The sequence below is a fragment of the Microbulbifer sp. CAU 1566 genome (assembly GCF_023156515.1).
Taxonomy (GTDB): Bacteria; Pseudomonadota; Gammaproteobacteria; order Pseudomonadales; family Cellvibrionaceae; genus Microbulbifer.
This window is the reverse complement of sequence record NZ_JALNMG010000003.1, coordinates 138,026-154,495: the sequence shown is the minus strand read 5'-3', so window position 1 is coordinate 154,495 and position 16,470 is coordinate 138,026. Positions and strand designations below refer to the sequence as shown.

15 protein-coding genes are annotated in these 16,470 nt (G+C 55.0%); 1 reads left to right on the top strand and 14 read right to left on the bottom strand.

Annotation, left to right across the window (positions count from 1 at the left end; genetic code table 11):
* Positions 1-198: 198 nt before the first annotated feature.
* The 14 genes from M0G74_RS09065 to M0G74_RS09000 all read right to left on the bottom strand — a co-directional run bounded on the left by M0G74_RS09065 (position 199) and on the right by M0G74_RS09000 (position 13,845).
* Entirely contained in the window at positions 199-687 is a 489-nt protein-coding gene (locus tag M0G74_RS09065) for a hypothetical protein (protein ID WP_248216289.1), read from the bottom strand.
* Positions 687-947: a hypothetical protein gene (locus M0G74_RS09060; RefSeq protein WP_248216288.1), complete on the bottom strand. Its 261-nt coding sequence runs from the start codon at positions 945-947 to the stop codon at positions 687-689. The genes M0G74_RS09065 and M0G74_RS09060 overlap by 1 nt, the downstream gene beginning before the upstream one ends.
* Complete coding sequence (locus M0G74_RS09055; protein WP_248216287.1) at positions 937-2,607, bottom strand: MEDS domain-containing protein; 1,671 nt, start codon at positions 2,605-2,607, stop codon at positions 937-939. The genes M0G74_RS09060 and M0G74_RS09055 overlap by 11 nt, the downstream gene beginning before the upstream one ends.
* Positions 2,608-2,741: 134 nt before the next feature.
* A complete protein-coding gene (locus M0G74_RS09050) occupies positions 2,742-3,755 on the bottom strand; it encodes a hypothetical protein (RefSeq protein WP_248216286.1) in 1,014 nt (337 codons plus the stop codon).
* 301 nt (positions 3,756-4,056) lie between these two features.
* Positions 4,057-4,887, bottom strand: a complete 831-nt coding sequence (locus M0G74_RS09045) for a hypothetical protein (RefSeq protein ID WP_248216285.1) — start codon at positions 4,885-4,887, stop codon at positions 4,057-4,059.
* Positions 4,887-6,422 carry a phage terminase large subunit gene (gene terL / locus M0G74_RS09040; protein WP_248216284.1) on the bottom strand — a complete coding sequence of 512 codons (1,536 nt, stop codon included), beginning with the start codon at positions 6,420-6,422 and terminating at the stop codon, positions 4,887-4,889. The genes M0G74_RS09045 and terL overlap by 1 nt, the downstream gene beginning before the upstream one ends.
* A gap of 367 nt (positions 6,423-6,789) precedes the next feature.
* The gene (locus M0G74_RS09035) at positions 6,790-7,233 is read right to left on the bottom strand and encodes a hypothetical protein (protein ID WP_248216283.1); all 444 of its coding nucleotides are present in this window, start codon (positions 7,231-7,233) and stop codon (positions 6,790-6,792) included.
* 78 nt (positions 7,234-7,311) lie between these two features.
* Positions 7,312-7,671 (bottom strand): hypothetical protein, encoded by a 360-nt coding sequence (locus tag M0G74_RS09030; RefSeq protein ID WP_248216282.1) that lies wholly within the window; start codon positions 7,669-7,671, stop codon positions 7,312-7,314.
* Between the two features lie 166 nt (positions 7,672-7,837).
* Positions 7,838-9,916 carry an AAA family ATPase gene (locus M0G74_RS09025; protein ID WP_248216281.1) on the bottom strand — a complete coding sequence of 693 codons (2,079 nt, stop codon included), beginning with the start codon at positions 9,914-9,916 and terminating at the stop codon, positions 7,838-7,840.
* 124 nt (positions 9,917-10,040) lie between these two features.
* Positions 10,041-10,280, bottom strand: a complete 240-nt coding sequence (locus tag M0G74_RS09020) for an AlpA family phage regulatory protein (protein WP_248216280.1) — start codon at positions 10,278-10,280, stop codon at positions 10,041-10,043.
* 116 nt (positions 10,281-10,396) lie between these two features.
* Positions 10,397-10,900, bottom strand: a complete 504-nt coding sequence (locus M0G74_RS09015) for a hypothetical protein (protein WP_248216279.1) — start codon at positions 10,898-10,900, stop codon at positions 10,397-10,399.
* Positions 10,897-12,243, bottom strand: coding sequence for a tyrosine-type recombinase/integrase (locus M0G74_RS09010; protein ID WP_248216278.1), 1,347 nt, complete (start codon positions 12,241-12,243; stop codon positions 10,897-10,899). The genes M0G74_RS09015 and M0G74_RS09010 overlap by 4 nt, the downstream gene beginning before the upstream one ends.
* A gap of 205 nt (positions 12,244-12,448) precedes the next feature.
* Positions 12,449-12,724 carry an efflux RND transporter permease subunit gene (locus M0G74_RS09005; RefSeq protein WP_248216277.1) on the bottom strand — a complete coding sequence of 92 codons (276 nt, stop codon included), beginning with the start codon at positions 12,722-12,724 and terminating at the stop codon, positions 12,449-12,451.
* Positions 12,724-13,845: an efflux RND transporter periplasmic adaptor subunit gene (locus M0G74_RS09000; protein ID WP_248216276.1), complete on the bottom strand. Its 1,122-nt coding sequence runs from the start codon at positions 13,843-13,845 to the stop codon at positions 12,724-12,726. Before M0G74_RS09000 ends, M0G74_RS09005 begins: the two co-directional genes overlap by 1 nt.
* 277 nt (positions 13,846-14,122) lie before the next feature.
* Between M0G74_RS09000 and katG the strand changes: the two genes are divergently transcribed.
* The gene (gene katG, locus M0G74_RS08995) at positions 14,123-16,357 is read left to right on the top strand and encodes a catalase/peroxidase HPI (RefSeq protein WP_248216275.1); all 2,235 of its coding nucleotides are present in this window, start codon (positions 14,123-14,125) and stop codon (positions 16,355-16,357) included.
* The last annotated feature ends 113 nt before the right edge of the window (positions 16,358-16,470 follow it).

The following is a 16,470-nucleotide window of genomic DNA, read 5'->3' as shown; positions in this document are numbered from 1 at the left end:
GCTTGCCTAAAAGCCATGCCCGGTCGATTGCTGAGAATGGCCCGACAATCTCACCTTTGAATCCAATGTATCCGTACTCAGTTCGCTGCCTGATTTCCGGTTGAGGTTCTGGGGTCAGTTGGCGAGGCTCTTCACCGGGTCGGCACGCGACGCCAAACCGGGAAGTGTTATCAGGCTGCCAGTCTTCCGTTCCGTCGCTCATATCGCCACCGCCCTGAAGTCAGCACCGCCACCAGTCACGCGCGGTTCCTGTCCGTTGCTGGTCACTGCGACGCGCTGGAACAGCGGGTAGCCATCCAGCCCCCAGAACCATGCACCAGCGGGCACGACTTGCCCGGTGGCGTTGTAGAGTCCCGTCGCGGGGTCTCGTTGCCCAACAGGTATGTCAGTGCTGGCCTGAATGAATCGCGTTTGAACGCCTTGCACCAATATCTTGTCTTCAGGGTCGCTCTGACCTATGCCGATATGCTGGCCCATCAGGTTTTCAAAATATATCTGCCGCCACCATCCTGAAGTCAGCTCTTGATTCAGATTGTAGCTGCCAGTGTGGACGCCATCGGCGTTGCTGTTACTGCCACCGGGGTTCAAGCCGCCATCCAAGTCTGCCGCTGTTGGGTTCGCCAGCTCTGACATTCTCGGGGTCAGCCGGGGTTCTGCCGGTAGGTTTGACGGTCTGTTCTTTGCCATCAGTTCAATACCTTTTCCGGGCGGTTGCGTTGTATCCAGCGCTGCGCACCTGCAGCGAGCATTTCACAGAATCGCTCTTCGGCTGCGTAGGCTTCGCGAGGGCTTAGATGGCCTGCGTAAAATGTTTGTGCGACCGTGCCAGCGAGTGAATACGCAAACTCATCAAGATTGATTGGGTCGGGGTTCTCTTCAAAATGTTCCCGGTATCCCATCGCGGCCAAATCCAAAATTGCCTGTACGCCTTCTTGGTTAATTTTCATCGTCGCCCCCTGTAATGGCACTGGCACGCAATGCAGCCGCCAGCGCCCGCTGTCGGCTCATTGGGCTAGGGCTGGTGCCGGTCAGTAGTTTGCGCATCGGTTCGGACGCCATAGCGCGAGGTATGCCATACGCTGCCATCATCGCCGCCCCGGTCGCAGTGGGATCAATCATTGCGCCAGCACCGCCGCCCAGTACCGCGCCGGGATATGTCACTGCCTGCAGGGGAAGGCCCATAAACGTGCGCTCTGTGAGTGGCCTTCCCACGGTGTCCCTAAACAGTCTGGACGCATCCTGTAGCAGTGCCTCGCCTTCCGCCATCTTGCCGCCGCGACCACCTTTAGCGACCGCCATTGATAGCTGCCGGGGGCCAACTACGCCGCCGCGATCTTCCGAGGCGATGTATTCCTTGGCGTCACGCAGTCGCACATATTCCGCATACTTACCATCGACAAACCTTAACGCCTGCGCCTGCTCTGGAAATGCACGATGAAAACTGTCGCGTAGCCCGGTAAAGAATTCTTTTTCGAGCTGTCTACCAGAATCGGAAACGGCGGCTTTGAGGTCTTTATCAAGGTCTTTGATGATCTGCGGGTTGCCGGTCTGTTTAAATTTAACGATCTGGTCTTTAACGTATTCGATCGTATTGCTTGCCGTTTTCACGTTGTCTTCTGGTAGCTGCGGAAAATAACGACCAGAAAGTGACGCTGCCCCTTGCTCAAAACTCTGTTGATCGAGCGTTTCCGGTCTGATACCGGCGTATACATCATTGTATGCGTCGTTAAATTCTGCTTTTAGTTGCTTTATGGCGGCATCGGGATCACTTGGGCCGGAACGGCCATAAGGTGACACGGCCCGATAAATAATTTTTTGTGCGCCAGCGGTTGCGGCGTCCTGCATTTTCCCAATTGGGCCAGCGGCGCCCGGTATTGCACCGGCCACCTTTTCGAGAACTGCAGGGGCATCGCTTTTGTAGGCCATGCCGGGGGACAGGGGAATCCCCTGATCCAGCATTGCCTGTGCTTCCGGCTTGATCTGGCTGCGGGCGAGTGCGCGAGTAAGGACAGACGCACCGCGCCCCGCTTCATGCGCACCGATAGGCGCAGCAAGGCCACCAAGCATTTCGCCTACCTGTCTTCCGGTGTCACCACCGATACGTTCGCCAATAGCACCACCGGCAACGGCACCGCCACCTGCAACCGCACCGGCAACGGCTTCACGCCCCGGTGTACTGCCGCTCATGCCGCGTAGCGCTTGCGCCAACAGGTTTTGGTAGGTCGGCATTTGTCCCGGCGCGCTCATTGCTTCAAAGGCGGCGGGGCCTGCAGACTGTGCGGCACGGGTCGCAATGCCAGCGCCAGACAATGCGGCGGGTACGACTTCACCGGCACCGCGCACAATGTCACGGGCCAGTCCCGGTTGCATAAAGCCGCCAGCGGTCGCTGGTGATAATGTTTCCGTGATTGAAGGCATTCGGAAATCACTACCCATCAATTCGGAAACGGCGTTGACCTGATCTGTCGTTAGAAAATCCGCAACGTTGGTGACGCCGCGATTGACTGCCGCTGCGAATTCGGGCGCCCACGCGAACATTTGATCGTATTCGGGAATTTCTTCTGACTGCGGCGACGGTGCGGGCGCTGCAATTTCTTCGCGGCCCAATGTCTGCCGCAATTGCTGAATGCGCTGTTCGTCTACGGGTTCTGCAGGCGCGGGCACTTCCTCAACAGACAGGCCGAGTCTTTCCCGCAGTTCACGCCTGCGCTGTTCTTCCTCTTCCGAAAGTGCCATTGTCGTTACTCTTGTTGTTGTTTTGCCCGTTTTTCAAGGCGATTAAGTTCTTCCTGCATTTCGTACCACTCGCTTTCCGTTCCCTTGTTTTCCAGAAAGCGCGCATAGGCAGATATGCCGTTTGCAAGGCGCTGTTGTGCGGCAATGCGATCCTGTGCCCACTTCCGGGTTTCTGCAGGGGACAGGCCCGGCGGGACTGCCGTTTGTTGCAGCAATTTCACATCGGTATCACTTGCAGGGCCAGTGAGGAAAGTATTCAGCATCTTCAAACCGAGGCGGTTCTTCACGTTGTTAAACAGAATCGAACCTTGGCGGATTGTTGGCAGAAAATCTGAAACTTTTCCTGTCCATGCCCCCTGATCTATCGCGCTAATCAAGCCCTCATATTCAGGGATCGTGGACGTTAATTCCTGAGCCTGCTTAAACAAGTCGGTTGCGCGGTCTTGCCGATTGGCTGCGCCTCTTTCAGAGCTGGAAATATCACCGGCTGTTTCCGCTACGGTTTCAGGATCGACAATCGCGCCTTTGTTTTCACCGCTGGCTTGATCGTAGGCATAGGTAACACCGCCAACGTTGACCGTTTTTAAATCCGGGCGCAGTTTCAGTGATGACAAACTTCCGGTGTTTAAATACTGGTCATAGCTTTCGCCGGTATATAAATCCGGGTTGGGGGTGCCGCGCTTGATCTTGTTCCCGTTGCTGGTCAATTTGTACATCGCCTGCAGGGCCTGAAGTTCGGACGCTTTTTCGTTTGCCGCCTGTTGCTTTGCAAGTAGTGCCTCTTCGCGCTTGTCAACGTTGTAGTTGTTGAGCAATACATCAGCGGCTTTGAACGCAGAGGGGGCGGTGGCGGCCATACCTTGACCGCGCACGCCGCCCAACTGTGACCGTCGCTTAAAATTCCGGTTGCGCTCATCTTGCAGTTGTTGTGCTTGCTGCTCTGCGCGAATACCTTCCCGAATTTTATTGATAGCCATTTTGGGAATTCGCATTCCCCCAAAATCTTCGTACTCTTCCACGGTATCACCTCATTAGTGAGCCAAGTGTGAGCGCAGCAAGGCCAGCCCATCCAACGGGGCCAAGGGCACCAAGGCCAGCACTTAAACCGCCCTGTGCCATCGCGGCTGCTGCAGGTTTTGCGACTGAACCGAGTGCAGTTGTGCCAAGGCCCATAATGTCGGATTGCAACTGGGCTTTGCGTTCCTGTTCGGCTTGGTCATACGCTTGCTGAATTCTGGCTTGCCCATAGGCTGCGTCAGCAAGTGCGGGGGTTCTTGCGCGTTTAGCGAGTGCAAAGTTCATGGCCATTGTCGTTCCCTCTTAAAGTCCGTGTTTCTGAAAGGCGGCGGCGATGTCAGCGGTACGACTTGGGATTTCTTCGCCATCGCGATTGATTTCGGTGTGGTTAAGGTAGCTTTCGTGAATCTCTTCACGGTCAAAAGTTTGTGGCTCATTATCTGCGCACGCCTGCAGGATTTGTGCGCGGCGTTGGTCGCGACCGTCGGGTTCGTAGTCCACTTCGTCTGGTAAATCTTTGGTGCGTTCCGCCAGTCGTTTTTGCATACCGATTGCGAGTGATCCACCTTCGCGCCACTGTTTCACGTCTTCGTGACTGAATTCAGATTTTGCCAGTGCGCGCTTGTACTCTTCTTCACCGCGCAGCCGGAATATATCGTTTAAGTGATCCAGCTTTTTTTCGCGTTCGTGCATTTTCTGTTTTGTGGTTCCGGCTGCCTTTGCAATCTTGTCTTCGTCCCACGATTGCTTTTCTTTATTGCGGCGTGTGACTTTTTCGCCTCTGGAAATGGCAGCGACTTCACTCGGGGTTAAACCACCTTCGATACCGGCCATGCCATCGGTAACTTCCTGAATGCGATCAAGTAGTTCGTTGGCGGTCTTTTTGTTTTCCTGCATTTGGTGATGGTCTTTAAAGCGAACGCTTAAATCATGTTGGCGTTGGTCGCTTTGCCGCATCATGTCCTGAAGCTGGAATTCGTTGTAGTTGGCGCGGGCAAAATTTTCTATATCCCGAATGTGACTGATAACGTTCGGGTCAACGGCTTCGCCGCGTCGCATAGATTCTTGGGCTACTGCCATCAATGTTGCGTGCTGATTTATCAGGATGGCTTTTTGCTGAATTAAGTTGCTCACTAAATTCTTCCTTTGTTCCAAATTTTTCGGTCTGATTCGCGTATATCGAATAACTCGTCGATGGTGCCGTTGAGCGCGAAACCGCGTTCGTGTGGTACTAACTGCCGTTGAAGTTCCGGCGCCTGTTGCAGTGGCAATTGCGGTAGCGATATTTGCGGCAGTCGCCGTAGTACCAGACCGAGCGCGTCAACAAAATCGTCGTGCTTGCCGTGGGGGAATTCTGTCATTTCACGGAACACGTCAGCGTTCCAGCTTGCAGGGGAAAAGAATACGCGATCATTTAGCAGTGCGGCCCGTAGCGCAGCCGCTCTGACTTCTTTGTCAGCGTTCGCCATCGGTACTAGCTGAAGGGGAACAAATACATTCGTACGACGGGCGCCTTGCTGCAGCAATTGCCCCCACGTTTTACTGTTGTTGTCGTTGTCGCAGAAAACGTGTTTAAACTGGTGTTGCTTCTGTAGTGACAGCATTACCTCGCAAGATAAATCTGCGCTGCATTGCTTCCGGTACAAATCCAGAACGTAAACGTTTTTGTTGGCGTCAACGCCACAAACGACAATGCAGGTAAAATCACCGCGCCCAATCGTCAATGCAATGTCGATACCGCATACCATTGTCAGTGAGCGCGGGATTTTATTTGCCCGGTGGAAGTGCCGGGGGTGTACCCATTCACCTTTCTGGATTGCCGGTAACTGCTGGTACTGCGTTTTGTAATCTTCAGGGCGGCTCTGAATGTTGCGCACTTCGTCTGGCGGGTACTGGTCGGGCCATAACACTTCGCCCTTTTTGCGACCAACAGGGTCGTCGTCACTGTCAGCGACCAAGGGGATGCGCAAGTAATTCCAGTTCTCTTTGTCATCCTCGACCGCTTCCAACATTTTCGCGGTGAGGTCATAGCCAGACCATCGCGTACCGATCATCAGTTCGCGGCGGAATTTGCCAGACAGGCGAGTGCGCAGTTCCTGAAAATACCAGCGTTCCAGTTTTTCCATTTGTTGCCGACTGGCGGCTTGCTCTGCGGTTTTAATCGCGTCATCGCAGACAATCAGGTTGGCACGGAAACCGGAAATAGTACCGAGGGCCACAAGCGAATAAATCACGCCGCCCGAATCTAAACCGAGGCGTTCCAGACTTTTTGAATTGCTTGCAGGGGAAGTACCGGACAGCGCCTGCCATTCTTTAGTGTTCAAAATGTTCCGGCGCATCCGAGAAAATTCTTCAGACAGGCTTTTACGGTTCGATACGCAAACAACAGACAGGTCGGGAAATTTCGCCAACAGCCATGTGACAAAAATGACGGTGCAATAGGTGGACTTTGCAGAAGCCGGGGGCATCGACACAATCTGTTTCAGCACGTCACCCGCTGCAAGATTTTCAAGGCGTTGGATAACAACCTTGTGATGCGGTTCAGGCGGATACAGAAACGGTTTCAAACCAGTCGGGCGCATATAGTCCATATACGCCTCGATTGATTCGAGCGCCCGTTCCCGGCGCTGCAGTTCCCGTTGCAGTTTGTTCAGTGCGACCTTATTCATTGCGCGGCACCACGGTTAGTGCAGGAATAGGTCGGTCGGACTTTTTTGGGGTTGAATTTTCCAGTAGAAAAAATTTGGGTAGGGGCTTAGTTGCACTTTCAAGTGCGCATTTCAAGATGACCGGGGGGGCCTCTTCAGCATCGACGCCATGCCCACGGTCGTATCTGGCTTCCAGCTCGTTTAAACGCAGTAGCTTTGCCATCAAGCGTTGTCGGCTTATTGCGGTGTTTAAACAGTCCATGTCGTATCACCTGTATATCTATCCAGTTTGTGAAAGGGGGTGAACCCATCCTAGGTATTCACCCTGTCGCTAAAAGCCTTTATTTATAGGGGTAAATGGCTGGTAGCGGTGTTTTAGGTAGTCGTTTTAGGTAGTCGTGTCCTCTTCAATCGCCTGTTCGCGTTCAAGCATTGCCTGCAGGTCTGCAGTTGAGGTGGCAGTAACGTCGATGACTTCGCCATCGGCTCTGCGCTCTTCTTCCGCCCGTTTCACCTCGTCTGCCGGTGAACCATGCCCATACGCAAGGCGCAGCTTAATCGCGCTCACAACCACTGCTGCGGGCGTTTCTTCGTCTTCGATAAGGGTGTCGAGGCGTTCGAGGTCTTTGACGGTGCGCAACTGGCACTGGTGCCGCATTTCGTTGCGTTGTTGGCCGTACCACCATGCAGGGTTGTTGCGACCACCGGGAAGGCGTCGGGAATCGTGACCGCGTTTAAACGTACCGGGTCGATTGTCCGAATCGGTGGCGTCGCCCGCCCCCTCTGTAGGGGTGGGGTGCAAGCCACCACCATTCAATACCGCATCACTCATAACGTTTCATCCTTGAAAGCGTTTGAAGTAAAACCACAATGTGGTTCCAGAAACTATGCGCCTGCTTGCTTTGGTTGTCTAGTTAATCTGCCGGTCATCCACATCACTGAAGAAGTCTTCGACAATCTGCTTCGCTGCCTCTTCACTGCAAAAGGTATCCGCGATTATCTGGTGCAGCTCTTCTGGGTCGTGCTTGCAGGGGAAACTGGTCGTATACATTTCCGCTTCAACGTGGCGAATATGGCGTTCGATCATATCCACGCGGTCAGTAAGGCGTTCAACGGTTGCGTGAATCTCTGCAACAACCGGGAAGATGAAAGGGTTGTCCACGTCTTTGCAGGTGAGGTCTGCAAGCTCGGTCAGGTTGTTAATTTGAATCTGCATAACCTGCAGGTCAGCAAGTGCAATATCGAGGATTGCGGTTCTTGGATTACTCATTGTCCCATCCTTGGTACGTTGTGAGTTTTGCGAAGGTAGTACCAAGAAGGTACTAACGTGTGTTTATTACTACCTTGGGGTTTTTTTACATTCTTGGGGCCTTTTTACCTTCTTCGCGAAGGTGGTAAAAGTTGCGAAGATTGCACCAGACACACATTGGCATTCTTCACTTGCCATCTTCCTTCTTCCATTCAAGGCACCATGACCATTTGCCCGTCTTGCCTTCCTGATCACCGCTGAAGCCATCCTTTTTCGGCTGCAGGTTTAACTTGCGGCGTGCGTAGTTCGTCTGATCCTTTGTGAATCCCAATCCTTCCATGCGCTCGAATATCTCGGTCGCTGGCACTGGCCCATCTGCCAACACTTCCTGCAGGGCAGACTTGGCATCGGTGCTTTCGCCACTTTCGGCTTGATCCATCAAGTCATCGGCATCGCCAGCCCGGAATTCGCCCCACTGCGCCTTTTGTGCCGGTATATCCGTACACACAACGGTTTGCACAAGGTCATAGTGGTATCCGCCATCAGAGGGGCCAAGGTTCGCCATTGGTCGGCATAACAGTTTGCGGTTTGTCTCTTTGTCATTGACGGTGGTCAGCGTTCCCCGTGCGAACGCAACGAATGCCCCGCTGCCTGTTACACGATCCCCGGTCGATCCATAGCGGTGCTTGCTGAAGTGGTGAATGCCGAGAACACAACAGCGCTGAACCGCCGCCATCTCAACCACCGGGGCCAAGCTCTTGCGCACGTCTGTAGCCTTGTTCATATCGCCGGTCACGGTCTCTATGATGGGATCGACAATCACAAGCGCCACGTCGCCTACGCGCTGCATGGCGGCGCGCAGTTGGGGCAGGTCAGTGGCAGGATCGAAAGGGCGCTCTGAGCCATCTATGGCGTGTGCGGCGGCGACAAAATGGATGTAATCCATATCGACGCCTGCAGCGATAGCGCGGGGGACTATCGTGTCTTGCACATCATCTTCTGAAGACCACAACACAACATGGCGCGGCCCGGTGTACTGGCTTCCGTCTGGCCATTGGCCATGAGTGGTGATCGTGGCGGCAATCGCAAGTGACAGCGTACTTTTGCCGGTTTTGCTGGGGCCAGCCAACAGCATTAATTTGCTACGGGGCAACCAGCCTTCCCATAGCCATTCGAGTTTAACGGGCACGATTTCACTTCCTTTGAGTAGGACTGCAGCTAAGGGGGCGGGTTTATCTGGTTGGGGTGTCTGGACTACTTCGGGCGGTTCCACGCCTTCCGGGTAGAACGCTTCGGCAAGGGTGGCTGTCACCGCCTGCAGGCCCTGCGCTCTGCGCTGGTCATCAAAGTCCGTACCGGCTTCGGGTGTCAGTGTCGGTATCGCGATTTTGCAGTTGTAACGAATGGCCACATCGCGAGCGAGGGCGATAGGGTTGGTTTTGGATTTGTCCGGGTCGGGCTGTTCGGCACAGACAACAATTTCATCAGTGGGGCATTTCTGGCGAACGTTCGCGGTCAGCGTTTCGAGGTTGCCAAGGCCGAACGCGCAAAAAGCCTGATCCCCGGTGGCGAGGTGTACGGTGTAGGCAGTGGCCACGCCCTCGCAAATGTACCGGGTCTGTTTAAATGTGCCGAAGGCGGTAAACAGTCCGGGGTCACTGGTGCCGTAGATGGCCTTTTTGTAACTGCCATCGTGCGCGATCCGTTCGAGGCTGCGCACCTCGCCATCCATGTTGAGTTTGCGGAACAGGATAACTTTGGTGCCGTCGGTTTGATTTATGTCCCAACGGGTGCCGGGAATAGGCTTGTCGAATCCCTTGTCGGTTTCGTACTTGAATGGCGTGTCCCGGTCTTGCGCGGCGTTCCATCGCTTTTTTGCGCGGCGGGCGGTGTCATCGCGATCCTGTTGTTCCTTTTCCGCTACCTGTGCCCGTAGCTGTTCACGCTGCTGTTCACGCTGGCGGATATTGCCTGCAGGGACAGCGCCGTTGATATAGCCGTGTTCCTTCGCCTTAAAGAAAAGGGACGCAATAGTGACGCGGCCATTGGGTTTTATTGAGCGCCAAACTTCACTGGCGGCTTTCGCGTCATAATTAGCGGCAGTCTGTGACCAGTTTTCCCATACCGAACGGGCGGCGTCGCCGTATTCACTTTTTAGCGCATACCCCATATTCACCCAGTCGTCACGATCATCGGCGGGAATATGAAATAGCGCGTTTTTTGCCTTTTCCAATTCTTCTAAATTGAGGCGTACTGCGTCAGTCATTATTTATTTCCCCAGTGCGGGGCAGAGGCGGTTTCGCGGCGCGTCGGCAGTGGTTACAATCTGGTCATCTATCCAGTGTGATGCCTTGCGCAGAGTTTCCGCTCTGCGTTTTTTTTGCCTGTGATTACGCGCTTTGTTTTTTCTGTTGCGCCGCCTGCAGCGGGGCATTGGCGTCGGCAAAATCTGGAAACTCGTCTGTCAGGTTCTCTTCGAGCCACTTATCAATAACGTCTTCGTTCCAGATGGCGATGCGCCCCAGATATTTCGGCTTTGGAAATTTCCCTTCCGCGATCTTCCCGTTAATGCAGCTTCGCGAAAACGGTACTTTTTCCTGCACTTCTGCAAATCGAAGATTTCTACCCATGACACTTCCCCTGTGTGGTGTACTTGCCGAGACAGGCCACGTCCGTGTACCTGTGGGGAAATAGTAAGAACGGGCGGCGGGACAAGCCCGCCACGGATTGAAGGAAGAAAGGGGATTTAAACGACTTGGTGGCGGGGCTTTTTCAGGTGAAGGCTGCGGGCGGTGATGCTCAGACCGGCGTACTCGAATGCGGCGTTGGCCAGCAGGGAAGGCAGTGCTTCCCGGTGGCTGGTGATGGGTATGTTGTTGTCACTGCAGATAGCGCGAAGTAGGGTACTCATGTGAATGGACAGCTCTGCAGTCTTGTTAATGTCACTGGCCTGTTCTTCGCCGGGTGGCAGTGGTTCCCGGTGGTTCTGTTTATGCGCGATCACAAGCCCATTGGCGGCCATGCCGAGTAGGGTGTTGGCGAGGGCTTCCGCCTGATCATCCCACGATGACCACTGCAAGCGGTGCGGGGGCGGTGCCCATTCCCGTTCACGCAGTAGCTGTTTCACTTCCTGCAGGAATTCCCGGTAGTCCTCAATATCGGTTCGGGGTTCGCAGCGTTCCTTATCAGGCCCTTTGCCAGACTCTTCTGTATACAGTTCACGGCCAGTGGTAAAGCGGTGGTAATTCATACTGCTACCCCCGGTAGTGCCAGACGCTCGAATTCAATGTCGATAACGTCACCCTCTTCGTCAGGGCGAACGCGGTTGTCAGGTACTGGCAACAGCTTTTCCGGGTCAACCAGACAGTCGGCATACCGGGACAGGTATTCAGCGCGCTCTTCCAGATACCCGGCTTTGTTGTAGGTCGCGGCGATACCTTTGATGCAGTGCCCCAATAGCTTTTCGATCACAAGCGGGCGGGTGTCCCGCATTGAGTTCAGGTAGGTACTGAAACTGCGGCGAAGGTCGTGCGCGTTGATCTTGTCGCCTTCGGGGATCAACAGGGGAATCCCGGTCTTGTACCGGAACCCTTCCTGCAGGCGATCTAAGGCGGTGCCGATACCACCGGGGGGCAGGTCGCCAAGAATCCAGTAGCCATCCTGATATACGTCCCTGCGCTTGGCAGTGGTCTTGTTAAAGCCGGTGATCTCAAAGAGGCGTTTGAACAGCGGGCGCACTTGCGCGGGAATGGGGATCAACTGGGGTTTGCCGCTCTTGTGCTTCCAGCCGGGAAGATCCCAGTAGCTGAAGTCTGCGCTGAAGTCGTGCCATTCGGCCATCAGCAAATCACCAGTGCGAACCCCCAGTGACATCAACAGATAGATGGCGATTTTGGTGCGCTCTGCGGTGCGGCTCTGTTCAAGTGCTTCCTGCACCATACGCAGTTCACGGCGGGACAGAATGCGACCACGAATGGCGGATTCAATATTGAGGTGGCTGTTGTCGATATTCTCGAACGGGTGGGAAGTGTGAAATTCCTTCTTGAACCAGTCCGCCATGTTGCGTAACTGCGTCGCCACCTTCGCGGCGGGGCCATGACCACCGCACAGTTTGCCTGTTTCCGGGTGCTTGTGTTTCTTGTCGCGCACTCTGCGGATTAGGTCATTGGCTTTCTTCACCGGGAAGTTGGCGAAGTTATGACCGGCCAGCAGGGGGTCGAGGTAAATGTCAAAGACGCGGGCGGTCTTGTTGGCGGTGTTGGTGCTCAGTTTGGGCAGGTACTCACCGAGGTATTGATCACGCAGTACATCGTATTTCTGCGAACCTTCCCGGCCCACTTCCAACAGTACCTTGATGGCGGCGGCGGCTTTGGCCTTGGTGTAGTCCTGCGGGTGGAACTTATCGAGCCTTTCCTTGCCAGTGGGCAACAGGGCGTAGAACGTCTTGCTGCGCTTGCCCACTTGCACATACAGATACTCGACGCCGTTGACCTTGTACATCGGCTGGCCGTCTTCAGCCGGTAGGCGGGCAATCTGCAAGTCGGTAGTTACTACGCGATTGGGTTTGTCTTCCGATACACTCTTCTTTGCCATTGGCGATCCCCTTCTGATCGTTGGTGGCTGCCCCCTTGGCAGTGGCTGCTGCCGGGGGGGCACCTTTCAAAATTAGGTAGTCAATTAGGTAGTTTTAGGTAGTCGTTGGGCCTGTTTGGCGCTGGTCTGTTCTGGCAGAGTATAAGCGGCGGGAAAATGTGGGTAAAGCGCGAAAACACTGTAAAAATAGGGGTTTTTTGCGACTTTATGGCACTGAAATTCTCAATTTGGCGGGATAACGAACCACCTGTAATCCTGTGAAGGGTATCTTGCGCAGGTATTCCTCCTGCTCGATCAGGATTTCCTTTTCAATATCCTGCGGTGTGGCGCCGGGCCAGCTGGTGCGGATGGAAATGGTGCGCACTTCGAGGTCTGGAATCATCTGCACCGGGATGCGAAAGGCCGCGACCAAGCCGAGGATCGCGATGATCAGCACGACTACCGTCACCAGAATCCCATTTCTGACGATCCACTCGAACATCAGCTTCCGTCCGCTCCCGCAGCGGTAATTGGCGCCCGTTTGGGAATGACCTTCTGTCCTGCCTGCAGGCCTTCATTACCCCGCACCACGACCCGCTGGCCGGCTTCCAACCCTGACTGGATTTCGATCATGCCATTGAAGCTGAGACCGGTGGTCACCTGCTGCTCCTTTACTGCCACAGGCTGCTCCCAGTCACTGCCGGGGGCGGTGACCCAAACTGTAATGCGCCCGTCCGGGTAGCGCAGTACCGCATCCCTGGGTACGGCAATGCCCTGCTTGTGATTTTTTAGCTGCAACACCGCGGAGGCAGACATGCCGGGAATCAAGCTCGGAAGCTCCCCCCCTGCACCACGGGCAACGATGGTACGCAGCAGAAAGGTACGGCTGCCACTGCGACTGATCGGGATTTTGTGTTCCACCCGGGCCGTGAAGGTGTCACCGCTGTCGAGCGTCACCCGAATACCCGTCTGCGGCTGAATCCGGGAAAAGTAGCGTTGTGGCACCTGGAAATCCGCGCGCAGGGAATCCGTATCCACCAGCTCAAACAGGCCGGTGCCAGGTTCTACCCATTCGCCGACTTCTATTTGACGGAGACTGATGGTGCCGGAGAAGGGTGCGTTGACCTGATGACGCCGGAGCAGGGCGCTCAGCCGCTCGGTTTCTACCTGTGCCGCCTGCAACTGCGCGCTGCGCTCGCGGACTTCCGAGCCAAGGCTCTCCACCTCTGTTTCCGCCACATGATTGTCGCCCACCAGCCTTTCCAGCTCCGCCAGGCGTCGGCGGCTGTCTGCCAATGTTTCTCTAACACGCGCGACCTCAGCCAGCGCGGCATCTCGACTGATACCGCTGAGCTCCGGGTCAAGCGTAAGCAGCAGGTCGCCTTTTTTAACCCGGTCGCCAATATCGGAGTGAATATCCTGAATCAGCCCAGCAACTTCCGCCGACAGCAGTGCCTGTCGCAGTGGATTGATGGTGCCGGTGACGGGCACTTCCTCGACAAGCGGTTGCTTCTGCGCAATGACCGCTTCAACCGCAATGGGTCTTGCCTCAGCAGGCTCATTGGCTGTACTGACTGAGGAAATGACAAGCAGGGCAAAGGCAAGGAATCTGGTTAACCACATAAAGGAAGATCGGAAAAGGTATCTCGCTAGTGTAGTAATCGTGCGGAGGGGCATCAGAAGCGACGGGACTGAAGAGAACCATCTCAACGAATAAGCAAAAACAATAAGGCTAATTTGTGCTGTTTATCGATGGGGCGGCACTTTCCGATATATCTAGTTGTACGGCATTTGTTGGCGCAGGATGGCTTTTCTTGCGCGCTCAGTGCTTGTGTCAGTGCCTATAGTCAGAACTAACCAGTTTCAGGCAACTCGCTGACTTCTCTCAGGAGACACACCAATGATCAAAAAAGCGATTCCCTTATGTACCGCCATTGCGATGACAGTGGCGACACTCTCCGCCAGTGTTTCCCTGTGGGCACAGGAAGCACCCGCGCGCGGCGAACCCAAGCCCAATAGTTTCTGGTGGCCGGATCAGTTGGACCTGTCACCACTGCGCGATCACAGCAAAACCTCAAGCCCTATGGGAGAGGATTTTGATTACGCCAAAGCATTCAACAGTCTTGATCTGAATGCGGTGAAAAAAGATATCGAGAAGGTGCTCACCACGTCCCAAGATTGGTGGCCCGCGGACTACGATCACTACGGCCCGCTGATGATCCGTATGGCATGGCATGCCGCGGGTACCTACCGCGTGGGTGACGGCCGCGGTGGTGCGGGCGGCGGCCAGCAACGGTTTGATCCGCTCAACAGCTGGCCGGATAACGTCAGCCTGGATAAGGCCCGCCGATTGCTGTGGCCCATCAAGCAGAAGTACGGCAAGTCCATCTCCTGGGCGGATCTGATGATCCTAACCGGTAACGTGTCGCTGGAATCCATGGGTTTCAAGACCTTTGGCTTTGCCGGTGGTCGTGAGGATGACTGGGAGCCGGAGCTGGTCTATTGGGGTCCGGAAACCCAGATGCTGGATTATGAAAAGCGCTTCAAGGGCAAAGACCTTGTTGACCGCAAACTGGCGGCCACGGTAATGGGCCTGATTTACGTAAACCCGGAGGGCCCGGGTGCCAACCACGACCCGAAATCGGCGGCAGAGCGGATTCGCCTGTCCTTTGGTCGTATGGCCATGAATGACGAAGAGACGGTCGCGCTGATTGCCGGTGGCCATGCCTTCGGTAAAACCCATGGTGCGGTCAAGCACGATTGCGTTGGCAAGGAGCCTGCCGCAGCCCCGATAGAACAACAGGGATTCGGCTGGAAAAACAAATGCGGCAAGGGTAATGCGGAAGATACCTTTACCAGTGGCCTTGAAGGCGCCTGGACCATCACTCCGGCCCAGTGGAGCCACAACTTCCTTGATAACCTGTTCCGCTTTGAGTGGAAGCAAACCAAAACCCCTGCAGGCGCCACGCTGTGGATTCCCACCGATCCGAATGCCGCCAGCATGGTGCCGGACGCGCATCTCAAAGATAAGCGTCACGCACCGATCATGCTGACAACGGATCTGTCACTGAAGGAAGATCCCGCTTACCGCAAGATTGCCGAGCGCTTCAAGGACAACCCGAAAGAGTTGGAAGATGCCTTCGCCCGGGCCTGGTTCAAACTGACCCACCGGGATATGGGGCCCAAGGCGCGATATCTGGGCTCTGAAGTGCCCAAAGAAGATTTGTCGTGGCAGGATCCTGTGCCAGTAGTCGACTATACACTCTTGGACGAGCGGGATGTGTTGAAGCTGAAAAGCGAAATTCTGGCGTCCGGACTTACCGTACCGGAGCTGGTGCGGACCGCCTGGGCTTCAGCTTCCACTTTCCGTGGCTCTGATATGCGCGGTGGCGCCAATGGGGCGCGTATTCGTTTGGCCCCCCAGAAAGACTGGCCGGTGAACAACCCGCAGGAATTGGGCAAAGTACTGGGCAAGCTGGAATCCATCCAGCAAGGGTTTAACAAGTCCCTGTCTGGCGGTAAACAGGTTTCACTGGCAGATACCATCGTGCTGGCCGGTAACGCGGCTGTAGAGCAGGCAGCGAAGAAGGCCGGGCACAATGTGCATGTGCCATTCAAACCAGGTCGAACCGATGCAACCGTCGAGATGACCGACGTCGAATCTTTTGGCTGGCTGGAGCCAATGGCCGACGGTTTCCGCAATTACTATGGCAAAGGTAACTCCGTATCGCCGGCAGAAATGCTGGTGGATCGCGCAGATCTACTGACCCTGACCGTGCCTGAAATGACCGTACTCGTGGGTGGTATGCGTGCCCTTGGCGCTAACACCGGTAACTCCAAGCTCGGGGTACTTACAGACAAGCCCGGAACCCTGACCAATGACTTCTTTGTGAACCTGCTCAGCATGGATTCCGAGTGGTCCAAGTCTTCGAAAGGTGACGGTATTTACGAAGGCAAGGACCGCAAAACCGGCAAGGTGAAGTGGACCGCGACTCCGGTCGATCTTATCTTTGGTTCAAACTCGGAATTGCGCGCAGTCGCAGAGTATTACGCCATGGAAGATTCCGATCAGGCGTTCGTCAATGATTTCGTCGAAGCTTGGACTAAAGTCATGAACCTGGATCGTTTTGACTGAGTTAGGCAGCGCAACGCACCGCACATCAATTCAAGTGCGAACAGTGAACAACAGGCGGCCCAAGGGTCGCCTGTTGTTGTATTTGGAAGGGGAAACCTGACATTGAATAGATA